The following is a 15,152-nucleotide window of genomic DNA, read 5'->3' as shown; positions in this document are numbered from 1 at the left end:
TCTACGAATGACCGCGCCGTCGAGGCTCCAATCGGCGCATACAGCGCCCGGCCGCGACAATTGGCGTTCCCCGGCGGCGCTCCGGTTCTGATTTCCTCAACTGAGCCATGCGCTACCCAGCATTCGGATACTGGGTAGCGCATGGCTGTTCAAAATGACGATCTATCTGTGTTTTACGTGCCCAAGCCAATCGCGGAACCCAATAACGCATAACCAACAAATCCGGCGATGTCCAAGAAGGCGTGCGCGATGACCAGCGGCATGACCCTGCCCTTCCTGGAGTACACGTACCCAAAGATCATGCCCATGGCGACATTACCGACGAACGGTCCAATGCCTTGATAGAGGTGGTAGCTGCCGCGCAGCACTGCGCTCGTGACTATGATTTGCCATTTGCCCCAACCCAATCGTCCAAGTCGATCAAAGAGGTACCCGACAACAACAACTTCTTCTAGGATGCCGTGGCGGATCGCCGAGAAAATGAGGACCGGGACCGTCCACCAATAGTCATCCAATGCCGCCGGCACAATGATCGTGGTCAATCCGAGTAGTCGGCCCAGGGCGTAGACACCCAGCGTCCCGATACCCATCGCGAGGAACAGGCCGGCGCCCCACCCCAGGTCCCACAGCGGCTTCTTCATATTGAAGCCAAGCCGGTCAAAGGGGCTACCCCCGGGATTCCTAAAGAGCAGATACAACACCAACATCACCGGAACCAGGGCGAAGAAGATATCTAGCAGCTGATATGTCAGATCAAAATACTGTCGCTGATTAAGCGAGTTGTTCAGCGATGTGGTTTGCGATCCAAGGGGCGCTCGCGTCATCTTGTCAACGAGGTTAACGATGGAATAGATGCCCGATTTTCCCAGTGACAGGCCGAGCACGATCAATAGTTCTATGATGAGTCCGCGGCGTTGGAGCGTTTCCGCCTCGGATCGTTCCGATGGCTCGCTGATCTGGGTCTCCTTGGGAACGTTTGAGCTCATGTCTTTGATCCTACGTTGTGTGGCGCTCCCCTCCCCTGCGCGTTGACCTGTGAAAATAGAGCCATGACACGTGCTGCCCACCCGAGCGAATATGAACTGGCCGCGTCCCTCATGCCCGGGCCGGATTGGAAATCTGCACGTGTGGAAGAAGGCGGACAATTTCACCTCGTCCTGATCGCTCCCGGCGAGGCTGTTTTGCGCATCAGTAGAACGCCCGAAGCGGCAAAGGATATGCAGCGCAGGGTCGATCTTGTTCAAGCATTGGAAACCAGTTTCACTTTTGAACTACCCACCGCGCTCAGTGAGGTGTTCCATGGTGACGATTTTTCGGCCGTTGTCCAACGCTATATCCCTGGCCGAGCCCATCCACCACATAGCGGCGAGGCTTCAACACTGCGCGGGATTATCGAGGAACTCGCTTCGGTAAATCTGGCAAAAATCACCGGTCTCCTCGCCGAGCCGTTCGCGTTCGCGGGGCCCTGGAACGAGGAAAAAACCCAAGCAACCCTCCGGCTATTGCCTCCCGAACTCGCCAACGAGGCACTCCTGATCTCGCAGACAGTCGCCACCTTTGCCGATGTCACTCCGTCTCTGGTCCATGGTGATCTCGCGGGACACAATCTTCATTGGGACGATGGAGCCTTGATCGGGATCCTAGATTGGGATCTGGCAGCGGCCTGGGACCCCGCCCTCAATACCGCCTACCTGAGCATGTGGCACGGTTCGGAGCTCATCGAGCAGTTGGCACCGACCCCAGATGAGGCATGGCGGGCGCGTGTGTGGCTGGGTGCCATGGGACTGGAAAGCCTCTACGACGCCTCGCTGCGCCCCCAGCGAGATCTCACAACACTGCTGGAGAAGATTCGGCCGCGTCTGCTTGCTGCGGCCACGGCAGCACGCGACTAACGACTTTTAGTCTCCGGGTCAGCAACGATGACGGGAATGCCTGCCTCGATGAGAACCCTTTTTTGCTCGTCGGTGATCCCACTGTCGGTGATCAGCGCGGTGAAGGTCGACTGCTCGAGGGAGACAAAGGCACTATGCCCAATCTTGGAGGAGTCGCACACCAGATAACTTTGCCGAGCCCGCCGGATCATCAGGTTGTTGATGGCTGCTTCCATGTCATCGGAAACGGTGGGACCAACACTGGCCTCGAGGCCATTGATACCGACAAACGCCACATCGAGGGTGACCTTCTCCAGTGTTTGCTCGGCAAAGGGGCCCACAAGTTCATAGGATCGGGGATTAAGTATCCCTCCGGTCACCATGACTTTCACGTGCGTGCGGACCGCCAGCAACGAGGCGATATTCACGGCATTAGTCACGACCGTGAACGTGGGGCGTCCCGAATCGTTGACCAAGTCTCGGCGCATTCCCAGCTGCGTGGCGATGGCACTCGCGGTGGTGCCTCCGGAAAGTCCAACAATCATGTCCTGGGACACCAACGAGGCGGCGTGCGCGGCAATGGCGTGTTTCTGCCCCGTCGCGTCTTCCTTTTGGTATCTCACCGGCAGGTCATAGGCCACAGCATGGCTGACGGCTCCGCCGTGAGTTCGTGATAACAGCGAGGCAGCTGCCAACGAGTCGAGGTCTCGGCGCGCGGTGGCCGGGGAAACGGCCAACCGGCGCACAATATCCTCGACCTCAATCTGTCCTGATTCGGCCAGCAACTCCAAGATGGTGCTGAGTCGCTCTTCGCGTTTCAATTAGTGCCCTGCCTCATTATCGAAAATCATGGGGATGCGTGCCGTAAAGGCCAACGAATCTATGGTGTCACGAAGCGCCGCCACGATATTTCCATCCGTCACCATGTAGCTGGCGTCCGGGGACGAAGCTTTCGCGGAAAAATGCACGGCATCGATCCCGGCAGCGAGCATCTTCTCGATGTATTCGATGCGCATCCCACCACCGGCCATGACCTGAATTTTTCCGGCGCTGGCCTGAACCATACGAGCAAGGACGGAGAGCCCGTCGGGTGCCGCTGGGGCTCCCCCGCTTGTGAGAACGCGGGTGAAACCGAGTTCGATCACCTCGCTCAGCGCACGTACGGGGTCGGCGGAGTCATCGATGGCTCGGTGGAATGTCAGCTCCAGGTTCGGGTTAATCGTTCGGACTTCATCGATGAGTTTCCGCATGATTTCGACGTCAACATTTCCCGCGGCGTCAAGGGCTCCCACCACCAATCCGGCCACCCCAGATGACGCGGTGCGTCGGGCTTGGGCCAACATCAGTTCCACCTCCTGGGTCGAATACACGAAGTTTCCACCGCGTGGACGAATGAGGGCATGCACGCCTACCCCGGCGGCCTCGTTCAGCACTGCTGCAACAAGCTCAGGGTTGGAGGTGATGCCACCTATTTCTAGGGCTTCACAGAGCTCGAGCCGGTCGGCGCCGGCGCTCACCGCGGTGGCAGCACCACGTGCGGACGTCACAACAATTTCTAGCGGCAGCTTTTGGGGCTTCTGATCTTCCACTACTTCACGGCTCCGGCAGCAAGCCCGCCGATGAGGCGTTTCTCAATAAGCATGAAGAGGAGGATGACTGGAATGATGGCCACGATCGAGACACCAAAGACGTATTGCCATGCCGTGGAGTACTGCCCAACAAACTTCGTCAGGGCCACCGAGAGCGGCTGGTTTTCCGCGGTGGAAAGGATCACCAGGGACGCGGCAAATTCGTTCCAGCAGGCGACAAACGTAAAGATGACCGCCGTAACAATGCCCGGCCAGACCAATGGAAGGTTGATGCGGAAGAGCACGCGGAGCTTTCCAGCTCCGTCGATCTGGGCTGCCTCATCAATTTCCTTGGGTACCGAGGCAAAGAACGAATGCATGATCCACACCGCAAAGGCAAGATTGAACGCAGCATTGATCAGGATCATGGCCAGCCAAGTGTCATAGAGATTCATGGCCAACATTTGCTTAAACAATCCTGCGGTCAGTACCGCCGGTTGCAGCATTTGCGTGACAATCACCAAGAACATGAACATCGTTTTGCCCGGGAATTTGAAGCGGGCGGTGTAGTACGCGGCGGGGGTGGCCACCAGCAACACCAACAGGGTGGCGCAGAGGGAAATGACAATGGTTGAGATGAGGTTGAAGGCCACCGGTGTTTCCGGAGTGTCCCACATGGTCAGATAGTTTGACCATTGGGCGCCTTCCCGGGGCAGATAGCTGGGCGGAATTGCGAGGATTTCGGATCGGGTTTTGAGTGATCCGCCGAACATCACGGCGTAGGGAATCAGGAACACTGCCGCAACGAGGAGGCCGGCCACCATGCGCCCGATCACTGTCCGGCGGGAGGCTCGGTCTTCGGTAATCAGGAACGACATGGCGGCCTAGACCTCTTTCATGGGCTTGACGGTCTTGACATAGATCGCGACGATCACCAGAACAATCGCGAAGTTAACCACCGAGAGCGCCGAGGAGATATCCAGTCGGCGGTCGAATTGCAGGACCTTGAAGATGTAGGTCATGAGGGTGTCGGCGCTGTAACCGGGAATCGAGCCGGTGATGATCTTCAGAATGGGCAGGTTGTTAAACACATTGATGATGTTGATCAATACGGCAACTGCCAGCGAACCCCGAAGTTGCGGGAGGATCACCAAGAAGTACGTACCCCAGCGGTTGGCACCATCCATTTTCGCCGCTTCAAGCGTCTCGTTCGGGATAGCCTGCAGGCCGGCAAGAATCGTATAGGTCGTAAACGGGATGGAGACAAAAATAGCAATGACGATGGCCATCGACATAGCGGGGACGGCATTTTTGGTGAATCCGAAGCCCTCATCCAGCACACCAACGTCGGTCAGGAATTTGTTGAGAATTCCGTAATTTGGTTCTGCTGCGTAATAAAAGACGGTGGTGGTCATGACGACCGATGCGGCCCACGGCACGATGACTGCCATGCGGACCAGGGTGCGCCCGGGGAACGGCTTGTTCAGGAATTGAGCCAGAACCAGGGAGAGCACCACGGTGACGGTGACAACCACAACTACCCACACCACCGTGTTGAGCAGGATCCGGGGCAGATTGGGATCGCTGAAAATCTTGGCGAAGTTATCGAATCCCACCCCCTTCAGGTCGGTGCCGACCTGCGAGATCTTTCGTGTGGAGTTGTAGATCATGTATCCGGCAGGGAACACCACGATGGCGAGGATCAGTAAGAGCGCCGGACCAATCCAGGGCAGTGCCGCAAGGAATGAGCCACCTTCCTGAGCGGATTTCCGCCGTGAAACACGTTTCGGGATGAGGGTGACGCTCATGATCTGTTGCTCCTGCAGGATGAGAGGGTGCGGGGTGCCGTGAGGCGTTTTAAGGTCGGATGGGGCTCTCCCGAAGTGGGTGAGAGCCCCATCCGTCATGCAGGTGTTGCTACTTGGCTGCGTCTGCCTTGGCCTGAATTTCCTTGAGCACGTCCGCCGCGCTCTTGCCGGTGGCGATCTGACCCATCAGGGACTTGAAGGCACCATCGGTGGCGTTCCACGCCGCGTTGGTGGTCGGGTAGAACACCGCGTTGGGCAGCATGTCCAGGAACGGCTTGAGGGTCTCATCGGAGGCCAACTTCTCGGAACCCGATTTGGTGGTCGGCAGGAAGCCCTCGGTGGAAACCCAGTTGGTGTAGACATCAGCAGAGAAGAAGTAGTCCATGAATTTCTTCACTGCTGCGGTCTTGGAACCATCGTTCTTGAAAGACATCAGGCGATCCGCGACACCCAGAGTTGCCGGAGTTCCGGTCTTGGTCGGTACCGGTGCGATACCGTACTTGAGCTTCGGGTTTTCCTTCTTGATTTGTCCCACGGTCTGTGGGAGCGCGTAGGCGAATCCGAGCTTGCCTTGAATGAAGGTGTTAAGCATCGGGGTGCGCTGCGTGGCGCCGGCATCCTTCTGCGTCACACCGTCGTCGATCATTTTCTTCATGAATTCGGCAGCCTCGACGTTTGCCGGGGTATCCACAGCGATGTTGGTCCCATCACCGAAGTTGCCTCCATTGCCAGCGAACCAGATGAGAGACTCGCCCTGTGCTTCTTCATTGCCCAGCGGCATGCCATAGCCGTCCGCCTTGGTTTTTTCACTCACGGCCTTGGCTGCCGAGTGGAGCTCATCCCACGTGGTGGGGACCGAGGCGACTCCGGCCTCTTCCATGAGGCTCTTGTTGTAGAACAGTGCTCGGGCCGAGGCGATCAGCGGAAGACCGTACTGGGTTCCATCAACCTTTTCGTTTTCGGCGAAGGACGCCTGAAAATCGGCAATGGTGGCCTCGGAGGCAACATCAGAGGTTGGTGCCAGCAGGCCCTCGGCAGCAAATTCGGCAAAGGCACCGCCATTGTAGATGTCAGGTGCCTTGTTGCCCTGAATCTTGGTTTTTAGGACGCTTTCGACGTTTTCCCATGACTGCGTTTCAAGGTTGACCTTGACATCCGGATTGGCAGCCTCAAAATCCTTGATGACCTTCGTCCACAGAGCTTTCGTGCCATCGGAGTAGGTGGGTGCCAGCATGGTCAGCGTAGTGACGGTGCCCGAGGCACCTGGCTCGCTACTGCTGGTGCTGCTTGCCCCACCAAAACCACATGACGTCAACAACAGTGCCGCCGTAGCTACACCCGCAACCGCTACCCCGCGGAGATTGAGCTTCTTCATAGATCCTCGTTCCAGATGGTCGGGGCGAACAATGAGCGCTTCACACCGACAGGAGTGATGTTATGTGCTTTATATCAACAAAGAACGATCAATAAAGTACACGTTCCAATGATTATGCTGTGATCTAGATCGCGCGGTCAAGGGGAATGCGAGATAAGAATTGTTAATTCCGGATGACAAGCCGTTGACCTCCAGACAACCGCAAATCACGTCTGGCACAGCCATGGCCCCCGCGGGTTCGCCGGAGAGCATCGACCCGCCCTCGGGCGGCATATCCGATAAATCGGCGTGAGGTTAGTCCGCAGTCCCTGCGAAGAGGCGCAGCAATCGAGCGCTTTCCACTGCCATCTCGTCGCGTCCACGTGCCACGTACTTGCGCGAATCCACGACCACAGGATTCTTATCGAGGTATTGTCGAATGGCGCGCGTGAAGAACCCATTGAGGTGGGTGGAAACATTGATCTTGGTCATCCCCGCATTAATTGCGGCAACGATGTTCAAATCGCTCACCCCGGAGGAACCGTGGAGCACTAGCGGAACATCCAGTGCGCGGCGAAGCTGGGCAATCAGCTCAAGGTCAAGGGCTGCTGACCGATCAAGCATGGCGTGCGAAGAACCCACGGCAACGGCCAGTGCGTCGACTCCCGTTTCTCGCACAAACTGACGTGCCTCGGCCGGATCGGTTCGCACGCCCGGGGCGTGGGCGCCATCTTTGCCCCCAATTTTTCCCAGCTCGGCTTCCACATAGACACCCGCCGCGTGAGCATACTCGGTAACTCGAGCGGTGACAGCAATGTTCTGGGCGTAGTCCAGATGCGCGCCATCAAACATGACTGACCCAAACCCCAGATCGACGGCGGCCTTTGCCAGATCTTCGGATTCTGCATGGTCCAGGTGCACCGCCACCGGGACGCTCGCCGCGCGGGCGGCTGCCAGCGAGGCCAGGGCAATGGGTTCCAAGTTTCGGTGGTAACCGACGCAGTTTTCCGAGATCTGCAAGATCAACGGAGTTCCGGCGAGCTCGGCACCCTGGATCAGTGCCTCGGCGCTCTCGAGGTGGATGACATTGAAGGCACCCTGCCCCCGCTGGGAAGTGCGTGCCGCGTTCATGATCTCTGCTGTATTAACCAGGGGCATGGGAAAAGCATCCTTTCGGGGATGAGACTTAGAGCGAAGTTGCGGAGGAGAGAATCAAGTTCGTCAGGATTTCGAGATGTGAGGGGTGCAGCTGGCCCGCGGTGGGCATCAATACCGCGGAGGCCGACCAGGCGGCGGCACGGGGAAGGATCACAGAGGCGTGGTCCTCTCCGGCGTGTAGCCCCATGGCAATAGCAGCCACGGCGCTATCCCCGGCCCCGGTGGGATTACCTACCAGCGGTGTAGCCAAACGCGCCGTTTCCCAGTGGCCGGGACGGTCCGCGGAAAAGTGAAAGAGTCCGTCTTCGCCGGCGCTGGCGTAAATGTGGCGGGCTCCGGCGGCTAGGAGCTTGGCTGCTCCCCCGCCCAAGGTTTTTTCCCCCGTGACATCGGCCAGTTCGTGGTGGTTGGGTTTGAGCACCGTGGCGCCGGCGCGAGCTGCAGCCAACAAAGCGGGTCCGGAGGTGTCGATGATGCTGGGGATCCCGCGCCGCGTTGCTTCACGCACGCACCACGGGTAGAAATCTTCATCCGCGTCGTAGGGCAGCGAACCCGAGGCAACCAATACACTCACCCCTCGATCGAGAAGCAGGCTAATTCGGGAGCGGAGGCTTTCCCACTCCCTGGGGCTGAGCGCATCCCCACGTTCATTAATGACGGTGGTCCGCCCGGTTCCGTGTTCGACGACGGCGAGGCTTCGACGCGTCGGGGCAGCAACATTCAGGAGCTCATGATCCACCCCGGATGCCGCCAAATCCGCAGCGAAGATGTGACCATTCGAGCCGCCCACGGGGCCAGCGCCAGCACCGGAACGCCCTGAGAATGCAGCACCCGCGCCACATTAATGCCCTTACCACCGGCCCGGCGCAACGGGGCCGCAACACGGTTGCTGCCCCCGACATCGAAGAGTTCAAGTCCGTAGGTTTCATCTAGCGCGGGATTGGGAGTGATACTCAGAATCATGTGCTCTGGGCACCCGCCGCGACGGCCTTGAGGTGCGCGCCGCGCAGACCCGCATCCTGACCCAGTTGGGCTGCCACAAGCTCCGGCAGCCGTTGGTAGGTCAGTTTCTGTCCCAGCGCTTCGCGCAGTGGTTGCAGTAGTGCCTCGCCTGCTTGTGCCAATCCTCCGCCGATGATGACGACCTGTGGTGCGATGGAGCAGCAGAGTTGGGCGATGGAGAAGGTCAATGCCGCAATTGCCTCGTCCCAAATCCGCACAGCGATCTGATCGCCCGCATCCCTAGCGTTCAGAACCTCGCGGGCGCCAGCAACGTGAACGCCGGCTTTCTGTTCATAGCGCTTGGCAATGGCTCCCGCCGAACCGATGGTTTCCAGGCAGCCGTGCGCACCACACGGGCAGGACAGGCCGCCGGGAACTGCGCCGTGGCCCAGTTCACCGGCGTAGCCACCCGCGGACAACGGATGTCCGTCAACAAAAAGCGCTGCTGCAATGCCGGTGCCGATGATTAGGACCGCCGCGTTATCCACCGCGGTGCCAAGTTCCTTGCCGGCCCCGAAACGCAGTTCCGCTACACCGGCGCCCAGCACGTCATGACCAAAGCCCACGGGCAAGGCAAAGGCGTCGGCCACCAGCTGACGCAGCGGGGCATCGCGCCAGCCAAGGTTCGCGGAGAACACTCCGATTCCGTTGGCTTCGTCGACGATTCCGCACACGAGCAAACCTACGGCAATGGGTTTGCTCTCTGGGAAGTCGGCCATGAGCTCGGCACCCAGGGTTTTGAGCTGTTCGACTAACGCATGAGCGGCATCAGTGGCTACGCGTTGGGTTCGAATCCTACGAATGCCGTGCAGCGTTCCCGCTGCGTCGGAGAACGCTGCCTTAATGTCGGTACCACCGACGTCAAAGAGCAGGTATTGGGGGTTCATGGTGTCCACTGCATCCTGGTCGTTATGGACTTAGGCGTCTTCGTCGAGGATGACCGAACGGGTCAGGTTGCGTGGTGCATCCGGATTCATCTTACGAGCGCGGGCCCGGTCCAGTGTGACGCGGTGAATCCGGGCCAGTTCGGCCAGCGGGTGCGCGTTGTTATTGATGTAGAGGGCGCCGGTGCGGACCATATCTTGGGCCAGACCCTCGGGTTCTTCGCCGAGCATCCAGGTCACGCGGTTCGGTGCGGCAATGGCGATGGGGCCGTGCCGGTAGTCCATGGCCGGGTAGGCCTCGGTCCACCCCTGAACGGCTTCACGCATTTTCAGGGCGGCTTCATTGGCCAGACCAACGGTCCAGCCCCGACCCAGGAAGGTGAACTGTTCTGCATCAATAAGTTCTGCCGGAGTTTGTGCGGCGACAGCAACCCTGGCTTCGTCGATGGCAGCGCTCAGGTCTACACCCACACTGGTGAGTAGGTAGGCCAGCGCCGTGGTGGCAAAACGGGTCTGCACCACAGATTCTTCATCGGCGTAGGGTAGCTCGATCACGGCATCAACCTTGTTCACGATTGGGGAGGTGAGGTCCCCGATGAGCGCAACGGTGGGGAGAGAACCGTCAAGCTGATCCAGCAGGGTCAGGACCTCGGAGGTGGTGCCCGAACGGGTGATGGCCACCAGCACGTCGTAATCACGGGTGGTGATAAATGCTTCCGAGGCAGCAAAGGCATCGGTAATCCCCCTGCCTGCAGACTCGCGCGCTGCGGCGTAGGACTGCGCCATGAACCAGGAAGTTCCACAGCCAACCACGGCGACGCGCAGGCCATCGGCCGGAAGCAGGTTCTCGCTCCGTGCCTGGAGGATGGCGCGCTCCCACATTTCGGGCTGCGAACGCAGTTCGACGTCCATGTGGTGGCCAAGCTGGTTAGTGTCGCTCACGACGGTCTCCTTTAATAACCCGGCACCACTGAAGGTGTCTCGGAATGGCAAGCTCTTCCTTACTATGATTGCTTATGATCGTTTGCCTTGTCTACCAATCATAAAAAATCTTAGGGGTTTAATCTCATTTTCTACCCTGCCGGGGTCGCTGGGGCATAAAAAAGGGGGCCGGGACCGAGACGTAAGAAGGTTTCTTGCGTCTCGATCCCGGCCCCCGGGAAAAGCGTTAGTTGGAGAGTGCCGCGACAGCTGCGTCGTAGTTCGGCTCCGTGGTGATTTCCGGAACCAGCTCGGTGTGCAGGACTGCACCGTTTTCGTCCAGAACAACAATCGCGCGGGCCAGCAGGCCCTGCATCGGGCCATCGCCCAGCGTCAGACCAAAGTCGGCGCCGAAGTCGGAGCGGAAGGACGAGGTCGGAACGACGTTCTCGATGCCCTCGGAACCGCAGAAGCGGCCCAGTGCGAACGGCAGGTCGGCCGAGGCGCAAACCACGGCGGTGTTTTCGAGTCCTGCGGCCAGCTCGTTGAAACGGCGGACCGAGGAAGCGCAGACGCCGGTATCGATGGACGGGAAGATGTTCAGGACCACGCGCTTGCCGCGCAATTCGGTGCTGGACACCTCGCCGAGGTCGGCACCGGTGAGCGTGAAGTCAGGAGCGGTCGCGCCAACGGCGGGAAGTTCGCCAATGACCTGGACGGGGGAACCTTTGAGTGCAGTAATAGCCATGCTTCTTGTTTACCACGAACGTTCCCTCCAGCACCAAGCGGTTCGCTAGAGGCGTCCAGCCACCAAAACACCGGCACGGAAAACCGGGCCCGTGAGGTTCATTCCCGGCCGGTAGGCAAGATGCGCCACCGCTGGAGCGTTGAGCAACTGAATATCCGCCCGCTTGCCCACTTGTAGTGAACCCACCAGATCGTGGACGCCCAATGCGAGCGCTCCCCCATGGGTGGCGGCCACAATGGCTTCCTCGATGCTCAACCGCATCTGTAAGACGGCGGTGGCCACACAGAACGACATGGACGAGGTATAGGAGGTTCCGGGATTGCAATTTGAGGCCAGTGCGATCTGCACCCCCGCATCAAGCAACTCCCGGCCCGGCGCAAATGGTTGGCGGGTAGAAAGGTCACAGGCGGGCAGGCAGGTGGCCACGGTTCCCGCAACACCGCGGCGGGTGGCTGGATCCCAGTGCTGCCATGAGCCGGCGAGCGCGCTCACGTCATCGTCATCAAGGTAATTCACGTGGTCAACGCTCATGGCACCAAATTCCACGGCAAGCTTCACCCCGGGCCCCGAGCCGAGCTGGTTTCCGTGGACACGAAGCCCCAACCCGGCCTTGCGTGATGCGGTGAGCACCTGCCGGGACTGGGCCTCGTTGAAGGCGCCCCGCTCACAGAAGACATCGGCGAACTGCACGTAGGGCGCCACTCGTTGAAGCATCTCCCCGCAGACCAGATCCGTATATTCCTGCGCGTCGGTGCCAGCGGGGACCAGATGCGCCCCCAGGAACGTCACCCGATCCACGACGGTGGAGGCGATGCGGGCATGGCGTGCTTCCTCTTCGACTCCCAACCCGTAACCGGTCTTGGTTTCCAGGAAGGTGGTGCCACCGGCCAACGCTTCGGCCGCACGTCCCAGCAACAAGCGGGTGAGGTCGTAGTCGCTGGCCGATCGGGTGGCCGCGGTGGTCACCGCGATGCCACCTGCTGCATATTCCTGCCCGGCCATCCGGGCCACAAATTCGGCGCTGCGATCCCCGGCAAAAACGAGGTGGGTGTGCGAATCGACCCAACCCGGAAGCGCGGCACGGCGTTGGGCATCAATGACGTGATCCGAGGCCGGGGCATCTGCCGCCGCACCGATCCAGCCGATGGTCTCATCCTCGATGAGGATGGCAGCGTTGTTGAACCGCGTGTGTTGTGCGTCGGCGGTGAAGACTTCGGCCAGGTTGGTAATCAGCGTGGTGCTCATGAAAACTCCGGGTGGTGGCTAAAGAAGGTTGCATACAGGGCGGCCGGGTCACCCAACCGGGTGTGGATCCCATGACTGGCGACCAGCTCCCCGTTGATGTGCACCTCGCTGATGTCCGCGGCGGTGGCGGCGAGCGGGAGCTGGGCGGGACGTGATCCCGCGGTGCGTACCGAATCGGTGCGTACCACCAGGAAGTCGTCATTCTCCGCCAGCCCCAGGGAGCGCAGCCCACCAGCACGTGCGACGGTGGAGATCTCCGTGGGCGAGAACCGTCCACGTTTGCCGCTGCGCAGGCGCTCGGCATGCTCCAGGGCGCGCTGCTCCAGGTACGGATCGAGCACCGCATGCTGGTCACTGCCCAGGGACAGGTGCGCACCGGCGTCGGCAAGTTCCCGGGCCGGGCCAATCCCATCACCCAGGTCAGCCTCGGTGGTTGGGCACATCACGATCCCGGCTCGGGCAGCGCCCAGGGCTCGGATATCTGTTTCTTCCAGGTGGGTGGCGTGAACCGCCGAGAGCCGCGCGCCAAGCAGTCCCGCCTGCTCGAGCAACCCCGTGGGGCTCGTGCCATAGGCGGCGGCGCAGGCATGGTTCTCCGCCGGTTGCTCCGAAAGATGCACGTGCAGCGGCAGTCCGGGGTCCAACCGGGCCGCGATGATGGCCAGATCACTCGGTATCACGGCACGCACCGAGTGCACCGCGGCACCGAGGCTCAGCAACCCGGCCCCGGCATCAAGCTCCGCCAGCGCGGTAGCTAGGCTCTCATGGCGCAGTAGCCAGCCCTCGACGGAGCGATCGCTGAAACGCTGCTGCGTGTCATCAAGTGCCAACACCTCTCCCTCCAACGTGAGCCCGCCGTGGAGATAGCAGGTATCAAGGAGCACCAGGCGGATCCCCACTGCCAGGGCGGCGCGGCCCAGGGCCAGTTCCATGGCATGCGGCTCCCCGTGACCACTGCTGCCATAGGGTTGCCCACCGGGTTGGTGGTGCAGGTAGTGAAACTCCCCCACGGCGCTATAGCCAGCGACCACCATCTCCGCAAAAACGGCGGTGGCCAGCTGCTGATACGCCGCCGGGGTGAGCGACGCGGCGGCGGCGTACATGTGCTCGCGCCAGGTCCAAAAGTCTCCGGCCGCACCATCGGCGCCCTCATGGGTCCGCCCGCGCAGGATCCGGTGAAACGCGTGGGAATGGGCGTTCACCGGCGCCGGGACCCGCACGCTGTTCTCCGGTGTGTTCAACTGGGTGCTCGGCGGCTGGCTCACAGCAGATCCTCTAGGGCATCGGCCAGTGCCAGGACACCGGCATCTACGTCATCATCTTCCACGTATTCCTCCGGTGAGTGGCTGATGCCCGAGGGGTTGCGCACGTAGATCATGCCGGAGGGCACATGGGCGGCAAGAACTCCCGCGTCGTGCCCGGCCCCGGTGGGCAGCAAGGGAGCGGTGGGGATTAAGCGGTGGACAGATTGACTCAGCGTCCGGGTCAGCGAGGCATCAAAGCTCACCGTCCCGGAGAGGGATTCCTCGGTGAGTTTCACGGTGCAGCCCTCAAAGGCGGCGATCCGCTGGGCCTGCCCGTGGATCTTTTGAACCAGCAGGGCCGTGGTGGCATCATCGGGGTGGCGGGCATCAAGCCAGAGATCAACCCGTGAGGCGATCACGTTGGTGCCGCCGGGCACGGGTTCAATCCGCCCCACGGTGGCCCGGGCCTCCGGGGTCGCCGTGGCCAGCTCCCTTACCTTCAGCACCAACTGGGCCGCGGCAATCATGGGATCGGCACGGTCGATCATCAGCGTGGTGCCGGCGTGGTTGCCCTGGCCGTAAAAACTCAGCCGCCAGCGCCCGTGCCCCAGGATGGAGCTGCCGATGGCCACTGCGGGTCCGCGGCCCGCAGCATCGGTATATTCCTCGGTGTTCAACCCGCGGCCCTGCTCCACGTGTAGCTCGATGAAATCCCCGATCTGTGCCAGGGCGGTTTCATCGCGCCCCATACGCGCCGGATCCAGACCATTGGCCGCGGCGACATCGGCGAACGTGTCTCCGTTGGCATCACGCAAGTTCAGCGCCTTGGTCGTATCGATCGCGCCGGTGAGCAGCCGCGAGCCCAGGCAGGCAACACCAAAGCGGGAGCCTTCCTCCTCCGGGAAGACGCTCAGCGCCAGGGCCCGGTTGCGCACCAGATCCCCGGATGCCTCACGTGCCGCGAGCACATCGAAGGCCGCCAGCGCGCTGGCCACCCCGAGCGGACCATCAAAGGCACCACCTCCGGGTACCGAGTCCAGGTGCGATCCGGTGACCAGTGCACCGCGGCGCGAGGCGGCATCGCGCCGCGAGCCGGGGGTGTCCCACCAGGCCCAGATGATGCCGTTGGCATCGGTGGTGACCTGAAGGGAACGGGATTCGGCCTCCGCGATAAACCATTCGCGCAGCGTGATTTCCGCCGAGGAGTACACCGGGCGCGAATAACCTCCGCGCACCGAATCTTGGCCGACGTCATGGATGGCGGCAATCAGGGAATTTACGGTGCTCACGGGCGGGTCTGCTGCTTTCGGAAGGAGGTATGGGGAGACGGTTCGGGCAACCTTACCCGT

General features: G+C 60.8%; 16 protein-coding genes. 1 reads left to right on the top strand and 15 read right to left on the bottom strand.

The window, feature by feature from the left end; translation table 11 throughout:
- Positions 1 to 173: 173 nt before the first annotated feature.
- Positions 174 to 986 carry a CPBP family intramembrane glutamic endopeptidase gene (locus tag KUF55_RS04550; RefSeq protein WP_132361737.1) on the bottom strand — a complete coding sequence of 271 codons (813 nt, stop codon included), beginning with the start codon at positions 984 to 986 and terminating at the stop codon, positions 174 to 176.
- A 63-nt stretch (positions 987 to 1,049) separates the two neighbouring features.
- Between KUF55_RS04550 and KUF55_RS04545 the strand changes: the two genes are divergently transcribed.
- Positions 1,050 to 1,892, top strand: a complete 843-nt coding sequence (locus tag KUF55_RS04545; RefSeq protein WP_132361739.1) for a phosphotransferase family protein — start codon at positions 1,050 to 1,052, stop codon at positions 1,890 to 1,892.
- On the opposite strand, the gene KUF55_RS04540 is transcribed toward KUF55_RS04545, so the two are convergent.
- The 14 genes from KUF55_RS04540 to KUF55_RS04480 form a co-directional block, all read right to left on the bottom strand.
- Positions 1,889 to 2,692 carry a DeoR/GlpR family DNA-binding transcription regulator gene (locus KUF55_RS04540; RefSeq protein ID WP_132361741.1) on the bottom strand — a complete coding sequence of 268 codons (804 nt, stop codon included), beginning with the start codon at positions 2,690 to 2,692 and terminating at the stop codon, positions 1,889 to 1,891. The two genes, KUF55_RS04545 and KUF55_RS04540, sit on opposite strands and share 4 nt — an antisense overlap.
- Positions 2,693 to 3,418 (bottom strand): copper homeostasis protein CutC, encoded by a 726-nt coding sequence (locus KUF55_RS04535; protein ID WP_218818130.1) that lies wholly within the window; start codon positions 3,416 to 3,418, stop codon positions 2,693 to 2,695.
- 41 nt (positions 3,419 to 3,459) lie between these two features.
- Positions 3,460 to 4,317: a carbohydrate ABC transporter permease gene (locus KUF55_RS04530; RefSeq protein WP_210150025.1), complete on the bottom strand. Its 858-nt coding sequence runs from the start codon at positions 4,315 to 4,317 to the stop codon at positions 3,460 to 3,462.
- A gap of 6 nt (positions 4,318 to 4,323) precedes the next feature.
- Complete coding sequence (locus KUF55_RS04525) at positions 4,324 to 5,247, bottom strand: carbohydrate ABC transporter permease (protein WP_218818129.1); 924 nt, start codon at positions 5,245 to 5,247, stop codon at positions 4,324 to 4,326.
- Between the two features lie 109 nt (positions 5,248 to 5,356).
- Positions 5,357 to 6,622 carry an extracellular solute-binding protein gene (locus tag KUF55_RS04520; RefSeq protein ID WP_218818128.1) on the bottom strand — a complete coding sequence of 422 codons (1,266 nt, stop codon included), beginning with the start codon at positions 6,620 to 6,622 and terminating at the stop codon, positions 5,357 to 5,359.
- 294 nt (positions 6,623 to 6,916) lie between these two features.
- Positions 6,917 to 7,759: a class II fructose-bisphosphate aldolase gene (locus KUF55_RS04515; protein ID WP_218818127.1), complete on the bottom strand. Its 843-nt coding sequence runs from the start codon at positions 7,757 to 7,759 to the stop codon at positions 6,917 to 6,919.
- A gap of 28 nt (positions 7,760 to 7,787) precedes the next feature.
- On the bottom strand, positions 7,788 to 8,549 hold the full coding sequence (locus KUF55_RS04510) for a 1-phosphofructokinase family hexose kinase (protein WP_255557313.1): 762 nt from the start codon (positions 8,547 to 8,549) through the stop codon (positions 7,788 to 7,790).
- Positions 8,480 to 8,722 carry a hypothetical protein gene (locus tag KUF55_RS18680; RefSeq protein WP_255557311.1) on the bottom strand — a complete coding sequence of 81 codons (243 nt, stop codon included), beginning with the start codon at positions 8,720 to 8,722 and terminating at the stop codon, positions 8,480 to 8,482. Before KUF55_RS18680 ends, KUF55_RS04510 begins: the two co-directional genes overlap by 70 nt.
- The gene (locus tag KUF55_RS04505) at positions 8,719 to 9,648 is read right to left on the bottom strand and encodes an ROK family protein (RefSeq protein ID WP_218818126.1); all 930 of its coding nucleotides are present in this window, start codon (positions 9,646 to 9,648) and stop codon (positions 8,719 to 8,721) included. Before KUF55_RS04505 ends, KUF55_RS18680 begins: the two co-directional genes overlap by 4 nt.
- Before the next feature lie 30 nt (positions 9,649 to 9,678).
- Positions 9,679 to 10,557 (bottom strand): SIS domain-containing protein, encoded by an 879-nt coding sequence (locus KUF55_RS04500; RefSeq protein WP_218818692.1) that lies wholly within the window; start codon positions 10,555 to 10,557, stop codon positions 9,679 to 9,681.
- Between the two features lie 256 nt (positions 10,558 to 10,813).
- Positions 10,814 to 11,314 (bottom strand): thiol peroxidase, encoded by a 501-nt coding sequence (tpx, locus tag KUF55_RS04495; protein ID WP_132361755.1) that lies wholly within the window; start codon positions 11,312 to 11,314, stop codon positions 10,814 to 10,816.
- Positions 11,315 to 11,359: 45 nt separating this feature from the next.
- Positions 11,360 to 12,559, bottom strand: a complete 1,200-nt coding sequence (hutI, locus tag KUF55_RS04490) for an imidazolonepropionase (protein WP_218818125.1) — start codon at positions 12,557 to 12,559, stop codon at positions 11,360 to 11,362.
- Positions 12,556 to 13,824, bottom strand: a complete 1,269-nt coding sequence (locus tag KUF55_RS04485; protein ID WP_255557309.1) for a formimidoylglutamate deiminase — start codon at positions 13,822 to 13,824, stop codon at positions 12,556 to 12,558. The genes hutI and KUF55_RS04485 overlap by 4 nt, the downstream gene beginning before the upstream one ends.
- Complete coding sequence (locus tag KUF55_RS04480; protein ID WP_218818124.1) at positions 13,821 to 15,092, bottom strand: allantoate amidohydrolase; 1,272 nt, start codon at positions 15,090 to 15,092, stop codon at positions 13,821 to 13,823. Before KUF55_RS04480 ends, KUF55_RS04485 begins: the two co-directional genes overlap by 4 nt.
- Positions 15,093 to 15,152 lie beyond the last annotated feature (60 nt).

It is taken from the genome of Paeniglutamicibacter sp. Y32M11 (genome assembly GCF_019285735.1).
Classification (GTDB): Bacteria; Actinomycetota; Actinomycetes; order Actinomycetales; family Micrococcaceae; genus Paeniglutamicibacter.
This window is presented reverse-complemented; position numbering and strand designations above follow the sequence as displayed.